Annotated in this window: 21 protein-coding genes; 6 read left to right on the top strand and 15 right to left on the bottom strand. The window is 65.7% G+C overall.

Features of this window, described 5'->3' with window-relative positions; translation table 11 throughout:
- Positions 1-27: 27 nt before the first annotated feature.
- Both ACTPOI_RS26205 and ACTPOI_RS26210 read right to left on the bottom strand, forming a co-directional pair.
- On the bottom strand, positions 28-1,290 hold the full coding sequence (locus ACTPOI_RS26205; protein ID WP_440114655.1) for a DUF418 domain-containing protein: 1,263 nt from the start codon (positions 1,288-1,290) through the stop codon (positions 28-30).
- Positions 1,287-1,895, bottom strand: a complete 609-nt coding sequence (locus ACTPOI_RS26210; RefSeq protein WP_440114658.1) for a TetR/AcrR family transcriptional regulator — start codon at positions 1,893-1,895, stop codon at positions 1,287-1,289. The genes ACTPOI_RS26205 and ACTPOI_RS26210 overlap by 4 nt, the downstream gene beginning before the upstream one ends.
- 192 nt (positions 1,896-2,087) lie before the next feature.
- On the opposite strand from ACTPOI_RS26210, the gene ACTPOI_RS26215 reads away from it, so the two are divergent.
- The gene (locus ACTPOI_RS26215) at positions 2,088-2,423 is read left to right on the top strand and encodes an Mpo1-like protein (protein ID WP_094290779.1); all 336 of its coding nucleotides are present in this window, start codon (positions 2,088-2,090) and stop codon (positions 2,421-2,423) included.
- Between the two features lie 90 nt (positions 2,424-2,513).
- Here the strand turns inward: ACTPOI_RS26215 and ACTPOI_RS26220 are convergent, their stop codons facing one another.
- Positions 2,514-3,776, bottom strand: a complete 1,263-nt coding sequence (locus ACTPOI_RS26220) for a YihY family inner membrane protein (RefSeq protein WP_440114661.1) — start codon at positions 3,774-3,776, stop codon at positions 2,514-2,516.
- 21 nt (positions 3,777-3,797) lie between these two features.
- Here ACTPOI_RS26220 and ACTPOI_RS26225 point away from each other — a divergent pair, with 21 nt between their 5' ends.
- Together ACTPOI_RS26225 and ACTPOI_RS26230 are read left to right on the top strand one after the other, a co-directional pair.
- Complete coding sequence (locus tag ACTPOI_RS26225; protein ID WP_440114664.1) at positions 3,798-4,229, top strand: DUF2069 domain-containing protein; 432 nt, start codon at positions 3,798-3,800, stop codon at positions 4,227-4,229.
- Positions 4,230-4,283: 54 nt separating this feature from the next.
- Positions 4,284-5,702, top strand: a complete 1,419-nt coding sequence (locus ACTPOI_RS26230; RefSeq protein ID WP_440114667.1) for an FAD-binding oxidoreductase — start codon at positions 4,284-4,286, stop codon at positions 5,700-5,702.
- Positions 5,703-5,729: 27 nt separating this feature from the next.
- On the opposite strand, the gene ACTPOI_RS26235 is transcribed toward ACTPOI_RS26230, so the two are convergent.
- Positions 5,730-6,821, bottom strand: a complete 1,092-nt coding sequence (locus ACTPOI_RS26235) for a hypothetical protein (protein ID WP_440114670.1) — start codon at positions 6,819-6,821, stop codon at positions 5,730-5,732.
- A gap of 179 nt (positions 6,822-7,000) precedes the next feature.
- Here ACTPOI_RS26235 and ACTPOI_RS26240 point away from each other — a divergent pair, with 179 nt between their 5' ends.
- Positions 7,001-7,468, top strand: a complete 468-nt coding sequence (locus tag ACTPOI_RS26240) for an N-acetyltransferase family protein (RefSeq protein ID WP_440114673.1) — start codon at positions 7,001-7,003, stop codon at positions 7,466-7,468.
- A 20-nt stretch (positions 7,469-7,488) separates the two neighbouring features.
- The gene (locus ACTPOI_RS26245) at positions 7,489-8,109 is read left to right on the top strand and encodes a hypothetical protein (protein ID WP_440114676.1); all 621 of its coding nucleotides are present in this window, start codon (positions 7,489-7,491) and stop codon (positions 8,107-8,109) included.
- Between the two features lie 154 nt (positions 8,110-8,263).
- Here the strand turns inward: ACTPOI_RS26245 and ACTPOI_RS26250 are convergent, their stop codons facing one another.
- The 11 genes from ACTPOI_RS26250 to ACTPOI_RS26300 form a co-directional block, all read right to left on the bottom strand.
- The gene (locus tag ACTPOI_RS26250; protein ID WP_440114679.1) at positions 8,264-8,734 is read right to left on the bottom strand and encodes a GNAT family N-acetyltransferase; all 471 of its coding nucleotides are present in this window, start codon (positions 8,732-8,734) and stop codon (positions 8,264-8,266) included.
- Between the two features lie 14 nt (positions 8,735-8,748).
- The gene (locus tag ACTPOI_RS26255; protein WP_440114682.1) at positions 8,749-9,024 is read right to left on the bottom strand and encodes a hypothetical protein; all 276 of its coding nucleotides are present in this window, start codon (positions 9,022-9,024) and stop codon (positions 8,749-8,751) included.
- 76 nt (positions 9,025-9,100) lie between these two features.
- Positions 9,101-10,135: a PfkB family carbohydrate kinase gene (locus ACTPOI_RS26260; RefSeq protein WP_440114685.1), complete on the bottom strand. Its 1,035-nt coding sequence runs from the start codon at positions 10,133-10,135 to the stop codon at positions 9,101-9,103.
- A gap of 28 nt (positions 10,136-10,163) precedes the next feature.
- The gene (gene xylB, locus ACTPOI_RS26265) at positions 10,164-11,651 is read right to left on the bottom strand and encodes a xylulokinase (protein ID WP_440114688.1); all 1,488 of its coding nucleotides are present in this window, start codon (positions 11,649-11,651) and stop codon (positions 10,164-10,166) included.
- Positions 11,652-11,835: 184 nt separating this feature from the next.
- The gene (locus ACTPOI_RS26270) at positions 11,836-12,768 is read right to left on the bottom strand and encodes an AraC family transcriptional regulator (protein ID WP_440114691.1); all 933 of its coding nucleotides are present in this window, start codon (positions 12,766-12,768) and stop codon (positions 11,836-11,838) included.
- Between the two features lie 32 nt (positions 12,769-12,800).
- Positions 12,801-14,192, bottom strand: coding sequence for a D-arabinitol 4-dehydrogenase (gene dalD / locus ACTPOI_RS26275; RefSeq protein WP_440114694.1), 1,392 nt, complete (start codon positions 14,190-14,192; stop codon positions 12,801-12,803).
- Between the two features lie 19 nt (positions 14,193-14,211).
- The gene (locus ACTPOI_RS26280; protein ID WP_440114697.1) at positions 14,212-14,955 is read right to left on the bottom strand and encodes an SDR family oxidoreductase; all 744 of its coding nucleotides are present in this window, start codon (positions 14,953-14,955) and stop codon (positions 14,212-14,214) included.
- Positions 14,952-15,995, bottom strand: a complete 1,044-nt coding sequence (locus ACTPOI_RS26285) for an ABC transporter ATP-binding protein (protein ID WP_440114700.1) — start codon at positions 15,993-15,995, stop codon at positions 14,952-14,954. Before ACTPOI_RS26285 ends, ACTPOI_RS26280 begins: the two co-directional genes overlap by 4 nt.
- 49 nt (positions 15,996-16,044) lie before the next feature.
- Complete coding sequence (locus ACTPOI_RS26290; protein WP_440114703.1) at positions 16,045-16,890, bottom strand: carbohydrate ABC transporter permease; 846 nt, start codon at positions 16,888-16,890, stop codon at positions 16,045-16,047.
- An 18-nt stretch (positions 16,891-16,908) separates the two neighbouring features.
- Positions 16,909-17,772: a carbohydrate ABC transporter permease gene (locus ACTPOI_RS26295; RefSeq protein WP_252661571.1), complete on the bottom strand. Its 864-nt coding sequence runs from the start codon at positions 17,770-17,772 to the stop codon at positions 16,909-16,911.
- A 175-nt stretch (positions 17,773-17,947) separates the two neighbouring features.
- Positions 17,948-19,279 (bottom strand): ABC transporter substrate-binding protein, encoded by a 1,332-nt coding sequence (locus ACTPOI_RS26300; protein ID WP_440114707.1) that lies wholly within the window; start codon positions 19,277-19,279, stop codon positions 17,948-17,950.
- 441 nt (positions 19,280-19,720) lie between these two features.
- Between ACTPOI_RS26300 and ACTPOI_RS26305 the strand changes: the two genes are divergently transcribed.
- Positions 19,721-19,974: DUF4148 domain-containing protein (locus ACTPOI_RS26305; protein WP_440114710.1), on the top strand; the 254-nt coding region annotated here is incomplete at its 3' end.

The following is a 19,974-nucleotide window of genomic DNA, read 5'->3' on the forward strand; positions in this document are numbered from 1 at the left end:
ACACGCCGCCCGCGCCCTGGCCAGTGGTCAGGGCGCGCCGCGCCGCCACGCTGGCCACTGCCAAAGCGTGAAGGCCCGCAGCCACCACTCCACCGGGCCGTAGGCGTGTGTGGCCATCCAGCGGCGGCTCCACGCCAACTGGGCCCCGTACAACGTGAACACCCCCAGCACCACCAGCCAGGGCGCCACCCGGCCCACCAGCGCAAAGCCATAGGCCGTGAAAACTGTGGCCCCGATCAGCGACTGCAGCAGATAGTTGGACAGCGCCATGCGCCCCGCAGGCTCCAGCGCCGCGCCCAGACGCTGGCCCACGGGGCCATGCTGCAGCAGCCACAGCAGCAGCGCCACATAGCCGAAGGTAAGAAACGGCGCCGTGGCCAGGTCCACCGCCAGCGCGGCCAGCACCACATGCTCGGGCTGCTGCACGCTGCTGGTGCCCACCTGCGCCGTGGCATAGAACAAGGCCCCCGCCCCTCCTGCAGGCAGGCACCACGCCATCCACCGCCGCAAGCGCGCTGGCTGCTGCGCCATCCGGGCCAGAAAGCCCGAGCGGTGGGCCGCGAGCCCCAGCAGGAACATGGCCAGTGCACAGGGCCCCTGCACAAACACCAGCACAAACCACACACCGTCGGCCATGTCTCGCCCGCGCTGGGCGATGGCATCCAGCGCGCTCGCACGGTAGGCCTGTGCGGCCTGCTGCGCCTTGGCATGCAGTTCGGCCATCGGCACCTCTATGGGTGGCACATGCGCCACCAGCCAGGCCAGCAGGCCCCAGCCTCCGGCCACCATGCCCAGCAGCGCCAGGGCCAGCATCGTGGCCGCTGCGGGTTTCAACCCGCGCCAGGCCAGCAGCAGCACGCCCAGCAGTGCATAGGTGACGAGGATGTCGCCCGCAAACAGCAGCCAGGCATGCGCAAGCCCCAGCAGCAAGAGCCCCAGCAGGCGGCGCAGAAAGCGCGGCACAAAGGCGCTGCCCGAACGCTCCGCCGAATCCATTTGCAGCGCAAAGCTGTAGCCGAACAGCAGCGAGAACAGCAGGTAGAACTTGGTCTCGAAGATGAAGCTCACCCACCAGCGCACGGCATGGTCCACGGTGCGGGAGAAGGCCGGGTCCACCACGCCCACGCCAAAGTAGGTGGATGCAAAACTGCCCGCATTGACCATGAGGATACCCAGCAGCGCAAAGCCGCGCAGCGCGTCGATGGCGTGTTCGCGCCCGGCACTGGCCGATGCGGGGTGGACGGGGGTGGTGGGTGCGGCGGGTTCGTGGGGGTGCGCTGCCTGCGTCATGCGCCCTCCCCCACCGGCACCACCACTGCGGCCAAGGCCCCCAGCACCAGCGAGCGATAGGCCTGGGCGTCAAAACGCTCTTCCACCATGGCCCGGCCAAAGGCGCCATCCAGCAGCAGCAGGATCCAGTCCGCCACCTGCGCAGGCGGCATGGTCAGCCGCGCCTGCTGGCGTTCCACCGCCGTATCGAGCAGGCGCACCAGCTGGGCCTTGCGGCCCGCCTCGCTCCGGGCCACGCTGGCAAACACATCGGGGTTGCGCACGGCCTCGGCCAGCACCTCCAGGCCGATGCGGGTGTACACCGGGTCGGCCAGCAGGGCGAGGCTTTCTTCCACGATGGCGATCAGCGCGCCGTAGAGGTTGTCGGCACCTGCCGCAGCGGCAAAACGCTCGGCGGTCTCGCGCTGGTCCTCTTCCACGATGGCCGCGATGATGGCCTCCTTGGTCGGGAAGTAATGGAACAGGTTGCCGGGACTCATGCCCGCCTCGGCGCAGATCTCGGCGGTGCGGGTGGCATGAAAGCCCTTGCGCATGAAGCAGGCCACCGCGGCCTCCAGGATCTGCTGGCGCCGCGCCTGATGGCGCTCGGGGTCCACGGTACGCATGTGAAAAACCTTGTGCAGTTATTAATAGATCAACCAGTCGATTTATTAAAACACCGCAACCGCGCCGCTGTCAAATCCACTACCCCATCCCTGCGGGCTTGGGCGTATAAAGCGCCAGGGGCCGCCTTTTCCCATCGCTCACAAAGGGCCAGGGCATGGGGAGCCCCCTGCAAAACAACAGAGGAGACAACGATGGACATCAGCGCCCCCCACACCACCACCGACCCGCGCAGCTTCAAGAGCTTCGCGGAGTTCTACCCCTTCTACCTGGGCGAGCACAGCAACCGCACCTGCAGGCGCCTGCACTTCGTGGGCTCTACGCTCACCCTCGTCTGCCTGGCCATGCTGGTAGCCACGGGCAAGCCGCAGTACCTGCTGTATGGTCTGCTCTGCGGCTATGGCTTTGCCTGGGTGGGGCACTTCGGCTTCGAGAAGAACAAGCCCGCCAGCTTCAAGCGCCCGCTCTACAGCTTCATGGGCGACTGGGTGATGTACAAGGACATCTGGACGGGCAAGGTGCCGTTCTGATCTGAAAATTCAAGAAAAAATGGCCGCTACCGCTCGTCCACAATGCGCCGATAGCTATATATTTGATAGCGATCAAAGCGCAGCAGCAGTTCATCCGGCCTGCGCGGCGCTCTCCAGCACATCGGCCATGTGCAGGCTCTCCAGGCCCGCGCGCTGCCACAGCGGGGCCAGGCTCTGGGCGCGCTCCAGCAGCAGCTTCTGCACCAGGGGCGCGAGCGGGGTGCGGGCCGGGTCGGCCAGCAGCACATAACGCGGCTCGGGCACGTCCGAAGCGCTCACCGCCGCATCGGCCACCTCGCCCGCCCAGTCCAGGGCGGTCAGGGCTTCGAGCACGGGTTCGAGCTGCAGCACGTCCACGCGCAGCAGCTGAGCGAGCTGGCTGGGGCGTAGGCCTTTCATGGGCTGGCTGCGCGCGCGGTGCAGCTCCTGCAGCACCTCGATCGCGAGCTGGAACGTCCAGCCCGCCACCGTGCCGCGCCGCGCCACGCCCGCCAGCAGGCTGGGCAGGTAGGCGGTGACCACGGCCCCCAGCAGCACGATGACCCAGGCCACATAGATCCACACCAGCAAGATGGGCAGCGTGGCAAACGCGCCGTACACCACCGAATAGGTGGGCACCTTGCCCAGGTACAGCGCCAGGATCTTCTTGGCCAGCTCGATGCACACGGCCACGAACAGCCCGCCCGTCCAGGCATGGCGCCATTTGACCGGCGTGTTGGGCACATAGTGGTACAGCGACGCCATGCCCCCCGCCAGCACCACAAACTGGATCGAGTCGAACAGCAGTTGCACGCCATCGGGCAACCGTTTGACCAACCCGCCCGAGGCCGACATCACATACGAGGTGAGCGCCAGGCTCGCGCCCATGAGCAGCGGCCCCAGCGTGATGGCGGCCCAGTAGATCAGCACCCGCTGGCCCAGCGGGCGCAGGCGCGGCACGCGCCAGATGTCGTTGAGCGTGCGGTCGATGGTAAGGATCAATGCGAGCGCCGTGGCCAGTAGGATGCTGAAGCCCGCCACCCCCAGGCCGCTGGCCTTGGAGGCAAACTGGTTCAGGTAGCCAATCACCTGCCGCGAGATGCTGTCGGGCACCAGGCTGCTCACCAGCCAGCCCTGCAGCGCATCCTGCAGCTTGCCGAAAATGGGGAACGCGGTGAACACCGCCAGCGCCACGGTAAAAAACGGCACCAGCGCCAGGATGGTGGTGAAGGTCAGGCTGCTGGCCGTGAGCCCCAGATGGTCCTCACGAAAGCGCTCGCGCAGCGTCTGGGCCGTGGTCTTCCACGGGAAGTGCGACAGTTCATTGATCAACGCTTCGGTGCGTGATGCGACTGTCTGTAGGGAAAGAGGCATGGCCGATATGATGCCACCCCAATGACTGCATCCCCCGCCATCCCCCTCACACCCTCTGACCACGGCGTTGCCGCCACACGCTGGCTGGCCACCGGCAGCCTGCTGGCCCTGATTGTTCTGTGCCTGGCCTGGGAGCTGGTGCTGGCCCCCTTGCGCCCCGGTGGCACCTGGCTGGCCATCAAGGCCCTGCCGCTGTGCATTCCGCTGGCGGGCATCCTCAAGAACCGCATGTACACCTACCGCTGGGTCAGCCTGGTGATCTGGCTGTACTTCACCGAAGGCGTGGTGCGCGGATGGAGCGACAAGCCCCCGTCGCAATGGCTGGCCTGGGCCGAAGTGGCGCTGTGCCTGGTGCTGTTCACGGCCTGCACGCTGCATGTGCGTGTGCGCCAACGCAACGCCAAGGCAGCCGCAGCCGCCGCAGAGGCCAGCGCAGCGGCACTCGGCCCTTGAAGAATCCAGCGCCGCGCCCTGCCCCATCCAGACACTGACCCACCCGTTTTGCCCATGACCACTTTGCTTGACACCCTGCGCGCCATCGTTGGCCCCACCCATGTGATCACCGAAGGCGACCTCACCGCCTGGGAACAGGATTGGCGCCGCCGCGTGCGCGGCAAGGCCCTGGCCGTGGTGCGCCCCGCCAACACGCAGGAAGTGGCCGCCGTGGTCAAGGCCTGCGCGGCGGTGGGTACCGCCATCGTGCCCCAGGGCGGCAACACGGGTCTCGCCGTGGGCTCCACGCCCGATGACAGCGGCACGCAGATCGTGCTGAGCCTCACGCGCATGAACGCGGTGCGCAGTGTGGACACCGACAACCTAACCATGACCGTGGAAGCGGGCTGCATCCTGCAGAACCTGCAGGACGTGGCGCAGAACGCCGGCGTGCTGTTCCCCCTGAGCCTCGCGGCCGAAGGCAGCTGCACCATCGGCGGCAACCTGGGCACCAACGCGGGCGGCACGCAGGTGGTGCGCTACGGCAATGCGCGCGACCTGTGCCTCGGCCTTGAAGTGGTCACGCCGCAGGGCGAGGTGTGGGACGGCCTGAAGGGCCTGCGCAAGGACAACACGGGCTACGACCTGCGTGACCTGTTCATCGGCAGCGAGGGCACGCTGGGCATCATCACCGCCGCCACCATGAAGCTCTACCCCCAGCCCGCCGCCAATCTCACGGCCTGGGCCGCCGTGCCGTCAATGGAGCATGCCGTGGCCCTGCTGGGCCTGGCGCACAAGCAGCTGGGCGCGGGCCTCACGGGCTTTGAGGTGATGGGCCAGTTTGCATTGAGCCTGGTGGGCAAACACATGCCGCAGCTGCGCGTGCCCTTCCTGGGCGACGAGAACGCGCCCTGGTGTGTGTTGCTGGAGAACTCCGACAGTGAATCCGAAGAACATGCGCGCGCACGGTTCGAAGCGCTGCTGGAAACCGCGTTTGAAATGGGCTGCGTGACCGACGCCGTGGTGGCCGAGAACCTCACCCAAGCGCACCAGCTGTGGCACATCCGCGAGAGCATTCCGCTCGCCCAGGCCGAAGAGGGCCTGAACATCAAGCACGACATTTCGGTGCAGATTTCGCGCATCCCCGCCTTCGTGGCCCACACCGACGCGGTGCTGCAGCGCGAGATCCCGGGCGTGCGCCTGGTCAACTTCGGCCACCTGGGCGACGGCAACCTGCACTACAACGTGCAGGCACCGGCAGAAGGCGACCCCAAGGCCTTCCTGCGCGAGCACGAGGACCATGTGAACCACCTGGTGTACGAGGCCGTGGCCGAGTTTGGCGGATCGTTCTCGGCCGAGCATGGCATCGGCGAACTCAAGGCCGAGAAGCTCGCCAAGTACCAGTCGCCCGTGGCGCTTGGCATGATGCGCGCCATCAAACAGGCGCTGGACCCGCAGGGGATCATGAACCCGGGGCGGGTACTGAAGGTCTAACGCCGCACGGTCTGCGCAAACATAGGATCAGCGCGAGATGTGCAGGCCGCACACGGCCAGCAGCTCGTGCATCTGGGGCAGCAGCCCCCGGCCAAACGCGTCGGCCTCGTACATTGCATTGCGCTCCAGGGCGCGTTGCTCGAAGTCAGGGGCGTTGACTGCAGCAGCCACCAGCAGATCGGGGTGGTAGTTCAGCAAGCGGTAGTCGCTGCGTTGGCGCAGGCCCACGAAGGGGCATTCCTCATCCGGCACGCGGTTGGCCCATCTGTCCAGATCCTCCAGGCTGTGCAACTGGTCCAGCCAGTCCAGCACGGCCCTGTCGTACAGCGCCGCCAGCTCATCCCGGCGCGTGGCAGCACTGTCTGCGCTGCCCATGGGCAACTCGTAGATCACCCCTCCCGCCTGTTTTTGGAACAGTGCCGGTGGCTCCAGGTAAGTGAAGGGCAGCCTGTGCGTCTGCGCGAAGTGCTGCAAGGACACCTTAAAGGCCGGCCCGCCATCGCTGTTAAGAGCGGGCTGCAGGTGGGGGGGCAATGCAAGGCGTATCCACACGCCGTGGTGCAAGGTGTCCCGCACCATGTCCGAGTACACCAGCGCCTCGCCCACAGGCAGCTTTTTCTTGAACCAGAATGCGCCCCGCAGCTTGCGCCAGCCCCGTTGGGTGAACAGGGGCTCCAGCGATTGCTGCACCCAGCGGCTGCGCGCCGAAGGCGAAGTGTCCAGCTCAGGGAGCACAGGCACATCCGCCACGGCTGCAACAGATCCCATGGGGCCCATCACCTGCCCCGAAGGAGGGTGCACCTCGCCGCTCTGCGGATCAAAAATCACCCACCCCAGCTGGCGGGCCACGCGCTCGATCACCGGCAGCACCACCTCCAGTTCGGCCACGGCAGGACTCAGGCTTTGCACCAGCGCGAACGGGTCCGGCTCCGGGGGTTCAGTCCAATAGTCCTCGGGCTCGCCATCCTGCGGCAGCCCGGCTGCAAGGGCTTGCATCAGCACGCCTGCCGCAGGATCGGGGTTGAAGCTCAACTGCTGGCGCAAGTCACGCAACGTGACCTGCGCGTCCTCACTGGAGACAGGGATCGGATGGCGCCAGAGGTGCAGAACATAGCTCATGGTCAAAGCGTGGGGCACAGGGCCCGAATGCGGATCAGACGCGCATCGTAGCCCACCGAATCCCAACAAACCGCAGGGCATGGCCGCCGCCGCGCAGCTGCAGGCCCCGGCAAGGAAAACGGCCCTCCGGCTCTGCCTGCACAATCACCGCTTCGCTCCACAACACCGCTCGGCCCGCCATGAGTTCTGCTGTCTCCATACGCCCCGCTCAGCCCTCCGACTACGCCGCATGGCGCCCGCTCTGGGACGGCTACAACGCCTTCTACGGTCGCTTTGGCGCCACGGCGCTGCCCGAGCACATCACGCGAACCACCTGGCAGCGGTTTCATGACGCGGCAGAACCCATGTTCTGCCTGGTGGCGCAAGACGATGCCAGCGGCGAGCTGCTGGGCCTCACGCACTGCGTCTTTCACCGCAGCATGACGCGCATCGAACCCGTTTGCTACCTCAGCGATTTGTTCACCCGTGAGGCCGCGCGCGGCCGGGGCGTGGGGCGGGCGCTGATCGAAGCGGTGTACGACGCTGCGCGCGCCGCCAAGTCTTCCCGCGTGTACTGGCAAACGCACGAGACCAATGCCGCCGGGCGCCAGCTGTACGACAAGATGGCCAAGCACCATGGCTTCATCGTGTACGCCCAAGAACTCTGACCGCCATCCAAGGTCCGCCCATGACACTGCCTGATCTGCACCGCGCCATCAACGAACACGCCGGCACCTTCACTTGCGAGCGCATCAACAAGCCGCAGCAAACCAAAACGGTGAACTTCCAGCACCACATCCAGCCCCCCGCTGCGCTGGATGCCCCCCTGCCCGATGTGGGCCAGCTTTCCGGTTTCTATGCCACGTTCGGTGGCGTTCTGCTGTACCACGATGCCGACTCGGGCGACGCCGCCCGCTACATCGCGCCGCCCACTGAATGGCCCACGCTGCAAGAGGCGTTTGAAGGCTGGACGGAACACCTGAGCGACGAAGAACGCGAAGAGATCTTGCCCGACTGGATCCCACACTGCCTGGTGATTGGCGAGACGCCCCATTCGGGCAACTACATCCTGATGGCGACCGATGGCGAGTGCGCCGGACAGGTGTTCGAGTTTGACCACGACGGTTTCGAGTTCACCCACGAGGCCAACGACCTGGTGGACTATGTACAGCGCCTGCTCCACCTGGACAGCCAAATGCTGGCCAACATCGCCTCGCACATGCGCTTCATCGACAAGAACACAGGGGCGCAGTGGTGGATTCTGGAAATGAACGACAACCAGGGCCACCGGGTGACCACAAGCACCTAGCGACGTCGCGGGCGCTGGGAAACCTTATCCATAACGCTATAAAAAAGAGAGCTACAAGCGCATACCCAACAGGCGCCAGCGGCCAATTTTGCTTGCATCTCTACCCCCCCAAGGCCGGGCACGACGGGCGGGCACGCCAGGAACCCCAGTCAGTTCATAGCGCCATGCGCATCGGCTGTGCCTGCAGACCGGCCCACGTTTGAACCGCGCCATGCGGCACGTAGCCATTGCGGCGGTAAAAGTGCTCAGCGGTGCGCGTACTCTCAAGGCCCAAGGCTGAGAGCCCCACCTTGCGCGCATGGCCCTCGGCTTGTCGCAGCAAGGCCCGCCCCACCCCTTGGTGTATGGCTTCAGGCACCACATAGCACAACGCCAGCGTGGCCCGCGCCACCAGCGCAAAACCCACCATCGTGTCGCCCCGGTATGCACCCCACGCGGCAGCGTCTGGCGCGGACATCCACGCAGCCAGATTCTCGGGGGTCTTGTTGATCAGCCAGGCCGTCAGGATGGCAGGGTCATGGCCGTGGTCGAGGGAGCAGCAGTGGGTGATGGACTGGCGGATGAGCGTGCAGGCGGCTTCTGCCGTGACAGGGCCGACGGGGATGATCTGTGTGTCCTGGGGCACTGCGCTACCCGCAATCACGCCGAAGCCAGCCTCGAAAGCGCGACGGCCAAAACGGCGAGCAACCCATAGAACAACAAGCCCACGAATATCAGGCCGTTGGTCGTCACCACACGTTGCCCGTCATGGAGAAACGACAGTGCGCCCGCCGCGCTCAAGGTACGCGCTTCGTTGGTGCTCCAGCGCTCAGAGCGCCAGCGGCCGAAGCTGAGCACCCGGATCACCTGCGCGCCCGTGAAGACGATCAGCACCTCAACCGCTGACCACAGCATCGCAACCAGAAACTCCGTCATCGGCATCCTCCGCAAACCTGCAACAGGAAATGATAGACGGCCTGCCCCTCCAACGACGGTGCCCCAAACCCGGATGTCAGCGCGGGTCTTGGGCTGCTGGATGCTGCTCGCTCCATGCGCGCGCTGCCTCCCAGCCCGGTGGCACGCAGCCCTGCTCCATCACACACAGGCTGGCGCTGGCCAGCGCATGGCGCAGCGCCTGCTGGCAGGCGTCGGCCGTCAGCCCGTCCACAAACTGCGTAAAACTCGCAACCCCTGCAGCCTGCGATTGCCGCAGCAAATGCGCCAGCAGCCCGGCCAGAAAGCTGTCGCCCGCGCCCACGGTGTCCACCACCTGCAGCGGCTGGGCCTCTTTGGCAAAACACTGGACGCCGTAGCGGTGCAGCAGCCAGGCGCCTTCCGCGCCCAGCGTCAGCGCCAGCAGGTGGGTCTGTGGGTTGGCGGCGAGCAGATGCTGCGCGCGGGACAGGGCATCCACGCCAGGCACGGCCAGATGCTCCAAATCTTCGTCGCTGGCCTTGATGATGTGGGCGTGGGCCAGCGCGGCGTGCACGGTGGTGCGGTAGGCCGCCAGGTCGGGCATGACGGAGGGGCGCAGGTTGGCATCGACCACCACGCAGCGGCCTGCGGCGCGCTGGGCGGCCAGCCATAGCAAGTAGATGGCCGTGTCGCGCGCGTCGAGAGCCAAAGCGCCGGTGCAGACCAGCTGCAGCGCGGGCAAAGCCGCGCAGCTTTCGCCCAAACCCGCGGCGGACACAGCGCGGTCTGCCACACCTTCGCGGTAGAAGGCGTAGTCGGGGTGGCCATTTGCATCGAGGTTGACCACGGCCAGTGACGTGACTTGCTGCACGGGCTCGGGCTGGGCCAACACCACGCCGTCGGCCACCAACTGCGCTGCCAGCTCGCGGCCAAATCGGTCGCGCGACAAGGGGTTGAGGTACTGGGTGCCCACACCCTGTCGGGCCAGCGCACGGCACAGGTTGTAGAGCGCGCCGCCCAGGCACGGCAGGTAGCTGCCATCGGGGCGGCGGATGAGGTCGATGAGGGCCTCGCCAGCAATGGCGGCGTGGATGGGCGCTGTGCCGTTGGAAATTGTGGATGCAGAAGTCATGGACGTTTGGGAGTAAGCGGACAGTGCGTCAGAACTGCGATTGCAGTGCGGGGTACAGAGCGACAAAGCGGGCATAGCGTTCGGCCAGCTGAGCTTGTTGTGCAGGCTGTGGCATGAAGGTGGCGCCAGCGGGCAGGGGCTGGCACCACTGGGCTTCGTCACCACCGCAGGCCATGGCAGCCAGGCGCGCGGCCCCCAGGGCTGCTGCAGCGTGTGCGCCCTGCGGGCGCTGCAGCGGTGTACCCAAAGCGCTGGCCAAGAGCTGCGCCCAGGGGTTGCTGCGGGCACCGCCACCGACCAATGCCAGGGCTGCGTCATCATCCCGGCGGGCAGCACCACCCTGCCCGGCACCGGCGGCACGCATGGCATTGAGGCCATCGAGCAGACCAAAGCCCACGCCTTCCATCACGGCATAGGCCAGGTCCGCCGCGTCGTGCTCGGCGCGCAGGCCCATGAACACGCCGGTGGCCGCCGCGTTGTTGTGCGGCGTGCGCTCGCCACTCAGGTAGGGCAGAAACAGCGGCGCCTGCATTTGGCGGCTGGTGCTCAAGGTACCCACGGCGTCCGACAGTTGCGCCTCGTCACCGCGCCCTGTGAGCCGGGTGACCCAGCCAAACGCACTCGCTGCACTGAGCATGACCGACATGTGGTGCCACCGCTGCGGCAGCGCGTGGGCAAAGGCATGCACGGCGCGCTCGGTGGCAGGCGCAAATGCATCCGTCACCCGAAAGACCACGCCCGAGGTGCCCAGCGACACAAAGCCCTGCCCGGCAGTGCGGGCGCCCACACCCACGGCACTGGCGGCATTGTCGCCCGCGCCAGCGGCCACGACGACACCTTCACCGAGCCCCCAGCGGCGCGCCACGTCGCTGCGCAGCGTGCCCGTGGGCGCGCTGCCCTCGGCCAGTGCGGGCATGTGCGAAACATCGAGCCCACAGGCTTGCAACATGGCCGGGCTCCAGGTGCGGGCCTGCACGTCCAGCCACAGCGTGCCTGATGCGTCGGACATGTCGCTCACTGCATCGCCGCTGAGTTGCAGGCGCAGCCAGTCCTTGGGCAGCAGCACCGTGCGGATCTGGTCGAACACGGCGGGCTCGTGCGTGCGCAGCCACTGCAGCTTGGGCGCGGTGAAGCCGGGCATGGCGAGATTGCCGGTGATCTGGCGCGAGGTGGGCACGGCGGCTTCCAGCTGTGCACATTCGGCACTGGCGCGGCCGTCGTTCCACAGGATGGCCGGGCGCAGCACTTGGCCCTGCGCACCCAGCACCACGGCACCGTGCATGTGGCCCGAGAGGCCGATGCCCCGCACCTGTGCCCACGCGGCGGGGGCCTGGGCGCGCAGCTGCGCCACGGCGGCCTCCACGGCGGCCATCCAGTCAGCGGGGTGCTGTTCGCTCCAGGTGGGCTGGGGGCGGTGCTGGGGCACGGCAGCATCGGCCGTGGCGACCACGGTTTGCGCGCCGTTCAGCAGCAGGAGCTTGACACCCGAGGTGCCCAAATCGATTCCGAGGTACATGGATGCTTGGTTGGGTCAGTAGGCTGCTGCGCGGGTGAAACGGGTCAACGCGGGTGGTGCGCCCTAGCTTCGACAGGCTCAGCCCGAACGGTGGGTGGGTGATGTGGGGTGGATTGCAGGGTGATTCGGAGGGAACAATCTCCAACACTCGCCAGCCCTCCACCACCCAGGCCGCTGCACGGCATCACACCTTGCCAAACCGCCCCGCCCCCTGCTTGCGGAATTCGCTGGGCGTCATGCCCTTGATGTCCAGGAAGCGGCGGTTGAAGTTGGCCATGTTGTTGAAGCCCACGTCGTACGCGATGTGGGTGATGTAGCGGTCGGACTCCATGAGCAGCTGGCACGCGCGGTTCACGCGCACAAGGTTCACGAAGTCGGTGAAGGTGTTGCCCGTGGCGCGGCGGAAGAAGCGTGAGAAGCGGCTCTCCGTCATGCCCAGCTCCTGCGCCAGGTCGGCCGCCGACAGCGGGTCGGCCAGATGGTCGGTGATGCGGCTCACGATGGCGTTGATCTGGTCGAGCTGGGTGTCGTTGTCCTCGCTTTGCAGCTGCGTGCTCGACAGCAGGCGAAAGTCGGTGCAGCGCGCCAGGTCGCTCAGAAATTCGCAGAACGCGCCGAACCGGGCCAGGCCTTGCCGCGCCTTGATGCGGTGCCAGTGTTCTTGCGCCTGCGCCTCCATGCCAAAGAACTCGATGCCGTGGCGCGCGCGCTCCAACAGGGGCAGCACCTCGCGCAGCTCAGGAATGCTTTCACTGCTGGCCACCAGCGGCGCGTGCGAGAACTGGATCACCAGGTCGCGCAGCGGCACACCGCCTTCGGGCAGATCCATGCTGATCCAGTTGTGCGGCAGGCGCGGGCCCGTCAGCACCAGGTGGCCGGGCTGAAATTGCCCGATCCAGTCACCCACAAACACCTTGCCCGACGTCGCGGTGATGAGGTGCAGCTCGTACTCGTCGTGGTAGTGCCAGCGCGCCAGCGGCGTGGGAAACCCGTGGGCCAGGCAACGGATGAAGCCCGCAGTGTCCGGCGACTCGTAGCCCAGTGCGGGCGAGCGCACATAGTCGTGCTCCAGCTCGGGTTTGGTCTGGCGCGGGGCGGTGGACGTTTTCACGGTCATGGTGGTGGTGCTGGACGAAAGTTACACCAGCATCAGGCGCCTGTCCGCTGCGCCACAAAGGCCAGCACGCGGGCGTAGGCTTTGCGCAGGGCATCCACCAGCCGGGGGTGGCTGGCCATCTCGCCCCACAGGGTCGCGTCGGCCGCATACGCCGCGACGGGGTCTGCGGCATCGCAGATGGCATGGGCCACTGCAGGGTTCATGGCCTGGTCCTGGTAGCTGTAGGGAATCTGCCCCGCGTGCCAGCGCTGCAGGTAGGCCAGGAACAGCGCTGGCAGCATGGCCACGCTGTCGAACGACGCGTTGCGCGCGAGCTTGTCGCGGATAGTGGGCGCAATCATGCCGGGGATCTTGGAGAACGCGTCCATGGCCACGCGCTGGTTGGTGTCTGCGATGGCGGGGTTGCCAAAGCGGTCCAGCACCACGTCGCGGTAGCGCTCCAGGTCGATGGGGCACGGCAGCAGCACGGGGATCGCATCGTCGGTCACGTAGTCGTAGGCCATCTGGCGGATGGCCGCATCGTACGTGCCTTCGTGGATGTACTGGTAGCCCGCGAGTGTGCCCGCCCAGGCAATGCAGCTGTGGGTGGCGTTGAGCAGGCGGATCTTGGCCTCTTCGTGCGCCTGCACCGACTGCACCATCTCCACGCCTACCGTCTCCCACGCGGGCCTGCCGGCGATGAACTCGTCTTCGATGACCCACTGGATAAAGCTTTCACCCATGAGTGCTGCCTTGTCGTCCCAACCCGTTGCAGCCTTCACGCGCTCGGCCACATCGGGCGTGGGGCGCGGCGTGATGCGGTCCACCATGGCGTTGGGGCTGGTGGTGTTCTGCTCCACCCACTCTTTCAGTGGCTCATCGCCCAGCGCCTCGATGAACTGCAGCAGGCCGTTGCGCGAGCGCTCGCCGTTGTGGCGCAGGTTGTCGCAGTTCATCAGCGTCACGGGGCCCGCCCCGGCTGCCCTGCGCGCGCGCAGGATGCTGACCAGGCCACCGTAGATCGTGTGGCCAGCTTGTCCCGCCTTCACGGCTGCGAGGTCGGCGCGCAGGTCGGCGTAGGTGAGCCAGTCGAGCTGGTTCTGGGCATCCAGGTAGTAGCCTGCCTCGGTCACCGTAAAGCTGATGATGCGCGTGGCAGGGTCGGCACCCATGGCAGTCAGCGGGGCCAGGTCTTCCTGGTAGGGGATCACACGCTGGATGGATTCGATGACGGTGTAGCTGCGCTCGCCTTGGGGCGTCACCGTTTCGAGCGTGTAGCGCCCGCCCTGTGCTTGCAGGGTTGCAATGGTGTCAGCCATGTCGGGGCGCAGGTTGCCGCCCGCGATGGCCCAGCCGGTATCACCCTGCTGGCGCAACTGGTGGACATAGACGGCCTGGTGAGCACGGTGGAACGAGCCCAGGCCCAGGTGCAGGATGAAATTCATGGTGCGTGAAGACAGGGTTCTAGAGATCAAAGTTCGTGGGCATCATCACAACGTCGCGGATGGTCATGCCGCGCGGGCGCGTGAGCATGAAGAGCACCACATCGGCTACTTCGGATGCCTCGATGAGGCTGCCGCTGGCCTTGGCCTCGGCAAGCTTCTCCGCGGGCCAGTCGGCCAGCAGCGAGGTGATGACGGGCCCGGGCGAGATGGAGCCCACGCGGATGCCATGCTTGAAGACTTGACGGCGCACGGTCTGCACGAAGCAATTGACCGCCCACTTAGACGATGCGTAGACGGGCTCCCACGGCGTGGGGAAATGCGCGGCCAGCGAGCTGGTGACGATGATGTCGCCCGTGCCGCGCTCAATCATGTGGGGCAGCACGTTGTGCACGTTCTTCATCACCACGTTGACGTTGAGCTGAAGCATGCGGTCAATGGCATCGGGGTCGGCATCCACCAGGTCGCCGCCCACATACAGCCCGGCGTTGGCGTGGAAGATGTCGAGCTGGCCCGCGAGCGCCAGCGTGCGCGCAAGCAGGCTCGCACACTGCTTTGTGTCCAGCAAATCCAGCACCAGCGGCGACGCTTGGGCGCCGATGGCAGCGCAAGCCTTGTCCAGCGCTTTTTCATCGCGGTCGATAAGTACCACGTGCGCTCCAGCGTCGGCCATGGCCTTTGCACTGGCAAACCCGATGCCCGATGCAGCGCCGGTGACGGCGGCCACCTTGCCGTGCAATTCCCGGCCTGCGGTCACGGCGGTCATGCAGCTGCACCCGCGACAACACGGCCCGCAGGGTCGAACCAATGGGCGTGCGACGCGTCGATGTCCAGGCTCACCGCATCGCCGGCGCGCAGGCCTGTGCGGTCGTTCTGGCGCGCCACAAACTGCGCGCCGCTGGGCGTGCTCACGTAGATCAGCGTCTCGGCGCCCAATGCTTCCACCAGGTCCACCTGGCCCGGCACCGGCGTCGCGCCGGTGTTGCGCACCGTGATGTTCTCGGGGCGCAGGCCGATGGCGCCGCCCTCCGCCCCGGCGGGCGCCTGCTGCTGCACGGGCGATGGCAGCTGCGGCAGGGGCACCACATTCATCTGCGGCGTGCCGATGAACTGGGCCACGAACTGGTTGGCAGGCTTGTCGTACAGCTCCAGCGGCGTGCCCACCTGCTCGATGACGCCGTCGCGCAGCACCACCACGCGGTCGGCCAGCGTCATGGCCTCCACCTGGTCGTGCGTGACGTAGATGGTGGTGGCGCCCAGGTCGCGGTGCAGCTTGGCGATCTCCACCCGGGTCTGGCCGCGCAGGGCCGCGTCGAGGTTGGACAGCGGCTCGTCGAACAGAAAGACCTTGGGCGCACGCACGATGGCGCGGCCGATGGCCACGCGCTGGCGCTGCCCGCCCGACAGCTCCTTGGGCGTGCGCTCCAGGTAGGTGGTGAGGTTGAGGATGGCGGCGGCACGCTCCACCTTCTCGCGCACGGTGGCCGGGTCGACCTTGGCGAGCTTGAGCGCAAAGCTCATGTTCTCGTACACGCTCATGTGCGGGTACAGCGCATAGCTCTGGAACACCATGGCCAGGTCGCGCTTGCTTGATGGCTGGTCGGTGATGTCGCGGCCGTCGAGCATGAGCGAGCCGCCGTCGATGTTTTCCAGCCCCGCGATCAGGCGCAGCAAGGTGGACTTGCCGCAGCCCGAGGGGCCGACGAAGACGATGAACTCGCCTTGCTGGATGGTGAGGTCGATGCCCTTGATGGCGCGGTGCTCGCCAAAGAATTTCTCGATGCCGCGCAGTTGGAGGTAGGCCATGGAATCAGGTTCCTGAAATCTTGATTGCTGTTGGAAGGAGGGCTGCGCGTTACTTCACGGCGCCAAATGTCATGCCTTGCACCAGTTGCTTCTGGCTGAACCAGCCGAACACCACGATGGGCGCGATGGCCATCAGCGAGGCGGCCGACAGCTTGGCCCAGAACAGGCCTTCGGGGCTGGAGTACGAGGCGATCAGCGTGGCCAGCGTGCCGGCCTTGGCGGCGCTCAGGTTCAGGCTCCAGAAGGCCTCGTTCCACGACAGCACCAGGCACAGCAGGCCGGTGGAGGCCAGACCGCCCATGCCCAGCGGCAGCAGCACCAGGCGCACCTCCTGCCACAGGGTGGCGCCGTCCATGCGCGCGGCCTCCAGGATCTCGCGCGGGATGTCCTTGAAGTGGGAGTACAGCATCCAGACCATGATGGGCAGGTTGGACAGCGCGAACACGATGATCAGCGCCAGCTGCGTGTCGAGCAGATGGCTCTTTTGCGCCAGCACGTAGATCGGCACCAGCGCGCCCACGGCGGGCATCATCTTGGTGGAGAGCATCCACATCAGGATGTCCTTGGTGTACTTGCCCTTGAAGAAGGCCATGGCATAGGCCGCAGGGGCGGCGAGCATCAGGCCCAGCAGGGTGGAGAGCACGCTGGTGATGACCGAGTTCTTGGCATACAGCAGGTAGTCACTGCGCTCCTGCACCTCGTGAAAATTCTCCAGCGTCGGCGTGAAGACGAACAGCGGCGGCACGGCGATGGCCTGCAGCTCGGTCTTGAAGGCGGTGAGGAACAGCCACCCCAGCGGGAAGAACAGCAGCAGGGCCACACCCCAGGCGGCTGCGGTGCGCAAGGCCAGCAGGCCGAGCGGAAAGTTGGAACGGCGTCGTTTGGTTGTTGTCATGATCGTTGCCCCTGGGTCTTACTTGTCGAGGTTCTTACCGACCATGCGGATCAAAAACACGGCCGCGATGTTGGCCAGCACGACCGCGAACAGCGCCCCGGCCGAAGCCACGCCCGCATCGAAGTTGAGCAGCGCCTGCTTGAAGATCAGGAAGGTGACGTTGGTGCTCGCATCGCCTGGTCCGCCGGCGGTGGTGGTGTAGATCTCGGCAAAGATGCTGAGCAGGAAGATGAGCTCGATCATGACCACCACAGCCACCGAGCGGCCCAGGTGCGGCACGTACAGGTAGCGCAGCTGCTGAAGGTAGTTGGCACCGTCCATGCGCGAAGCCTCCAACTGCTCGTGGTTCATGCTCTGCAGCGCGGTCATGAAGATGAGCGTGGCAAAAGGCAACCACTGCCACGACACCATGACGATCACCGAGAACAGCGGGTGGTCGGTAAGCCAGTCCACGGGCTGTGCGCCAAAGAACATCCACACCTGCGCGAGCACGCCGTAGATGGGGTTCATCATCATGTTCTTCCACATCAGCGCGTTCACCGTGGGCATGACGAAGAACGGCGAGATCAGCAGCACCCGCACGATGCCCCGGCCCGGGAACGGCTCGTTGATGAGCAACGCAATCGCCACGCCCAGCACCACGGTGATGAGGATCACGCTGCCCAGCAGCAAGATGGTGTTGACCACCGCCGTGCCGAACGACGGGTCGGTGACGAAAAACTCGAAGTTTTCCAGGCCCGCAAAGCCCGACTGGTCGGGCTGCATCAGGTTGTAGCGGATGAGCGAGAAGTAGATCGTCATCACCAGCGGCACGATCATCCACAGGAAGAGCGTGGCCATGGCGGGCGTGAGCAGCAGGCGGGGGAGCAGGCGGCGGTTCATGGGAGTCTCGGAGAAATCCGGCTTTGCCAGAAGAAGTTAAAACCAGCGGCGCAATAGGCGTTCAGTCGGCGCAGCGAGCGGGCCGAGGCGGGGGCGCTGTACCGCAGCCGTACTCCCGTACAGCGAGGAACACCGGCCCCGGATCGGCCCACGCAGTAGCCGAATGAATGCCTATTTACTTGTAGTAGCCAGCTTTCTTCATTTCACGATCAGCCGACACCTGCGATGCCTTCAGCGCAGCATCCACCGTCGTCTTGCCTGCGAGCGCGGCGCTCATCTGCTGCCCCACCGCAATGCCGATGGCCTGGAACTCAGGAATCGCCGCGAACTGCACGCCCACATACGGGCTCTTGGGCAGGGTCGAGTCGGTGGGGTTCGCCGAGTCAATCGCAACCTTCTCGGCGGCGGCAAAGCGGGCGGCTTTCTGGAACTCCGGCGACGCATAGGTGCTCTTGCGCGTGCCGGTGGGCACGTTGGCCCAGCCGTTGGTCTTGGCCACGAGCTGGATGTAGTCCTTGCTGGTGGACCAGGTGATGAACTTCTGCGCGGCATCCACCTTCTTGGACCCGGCGGGGATCGCCAGATTCCACGACCACAGCCAGTTGGCGCCCTTGGGCGTGTTCATGGTGGGTGCCTGGGCAAACGCCATCTGGTCGGCGACCTTGGACTGCTTGGGGTCGGCCACGAACGATGCGGCGATGGTCGCGTCGATCCACATGCCGCACTTGCCCGAGTTGGTCAGTGCCAGGATCTCGTTGAAGCTGTTGGCCGACGAGCCGGGTGGGCCGTAGTTCTTGAGCAGGTCCACATAGAAGTTGATCGCTTCCTTCCAGGGCTTGGATTCGAGCTGCGGCTTCCACTGCATGTCGAACCACTGGCCGCCGAAGGTGTTGACCAGCGTGGACAGGAAGGCCATGTTGTCGCCCCAGCCCGGCTTGCCGCGCAGGCAGATGCCGTACACGCCGTTCTTGGGGTCGTGGATCTTGGCGGCCAGATCCTTGATCTGCGGCCAGGTGGGACGCTCGGGCACCTGCACGCCCGCCTTGTCGGCCAGGTCCTTGCGGTACATGAGCATGGAGCTTTCGCCGTAGAACGGCGCGGCGAACAGCTTGCCGTCGATCGACAGGCCATTGCGCACGGCGGGCAGCAGGTCGTCCACGTCGTAGGCGGCGTCGGTTTTCAGCTCCTGCAGCCAGCCCTTTTTGCCCCAGATGGGCGCTTCGTACATGCCAATCGTCATCACGTCGAACTGGCCGCCCTTGGTGGCGATGTCGGTAGTCACGCGCTGGCGCAGCACGCCTTCTTCGAGCGTGACCCACTTGAGCTTGATGTCGGGGTTCGCCTGCTCGAAGTTCTTGCTGAGTTTTTGCATCTCGATCATGTGGCCGTTGTTCACGGTGGCAATCACGAGCTCGGTCTGCGCATGCGCAGCGGCGCCGCACAGCGATGCCGCCAGGGCGGCAACGGCCAGGGCCAGGCGGGTGTGTGGACGGGTGGAATGGGGCATCGGAACGTCTCCTGCGTAGTTGGTATGGATCTGCCATTCAACGCCGGTCGGATCACGGCATTGATGGGCTGAACGATACCGATGCTCTGATGCTCAGTTGATACTTTGAAAAGCCTTACACATACTAATTTTCGCCAGAATCTCAGGATTTATACCTAGGTCTATCAATTGGGTATGTGCATTGCGGGCCTGAGATGCCTGCCCTGGCGCTGCGGGGCACTGCGCAAACTCGGCACAAGGGCACACCCTGTTCGTCTCCACTGTTTCAAATACTGGAACAGTCAGTTCGCGACTGGATGGTTTTTCTCTGAACACCATCGGCGTACAGTTCATCCCATCGATGAGCCGAACCCGCAAGGCGACTCACCGAACCCGGTTCAGGAATGGTTTTTTGACCCGGCTTTTTTGAGACGCTTTTTTAACTTCAAGGACTTATCCATCATGAACAACACCGCACGTTTCCTCTCCATCGCCGCTGTCGCTGCTTTCGCCTCTTTTGGCGCCCACGCTGACGAAGCCGATGCTTCGCAGTTCGCCACCCAATTCGAAACCAACCGCACCCGCGCTGAAGTGCAAGCCGAAGCCGCTACCGTGGCCCAGACCCGCTCGATCGAGCCCGCTGGTTCGCGTGTGGTGACCTACAAGAGCACCGCTGACCGCGCTGCTGTGCGTGCCCAGGCTGCCGACGCTGTGCG

The organism is Acidovorax sp. BL-A-41-H1 (assembly GCF_051942715.1).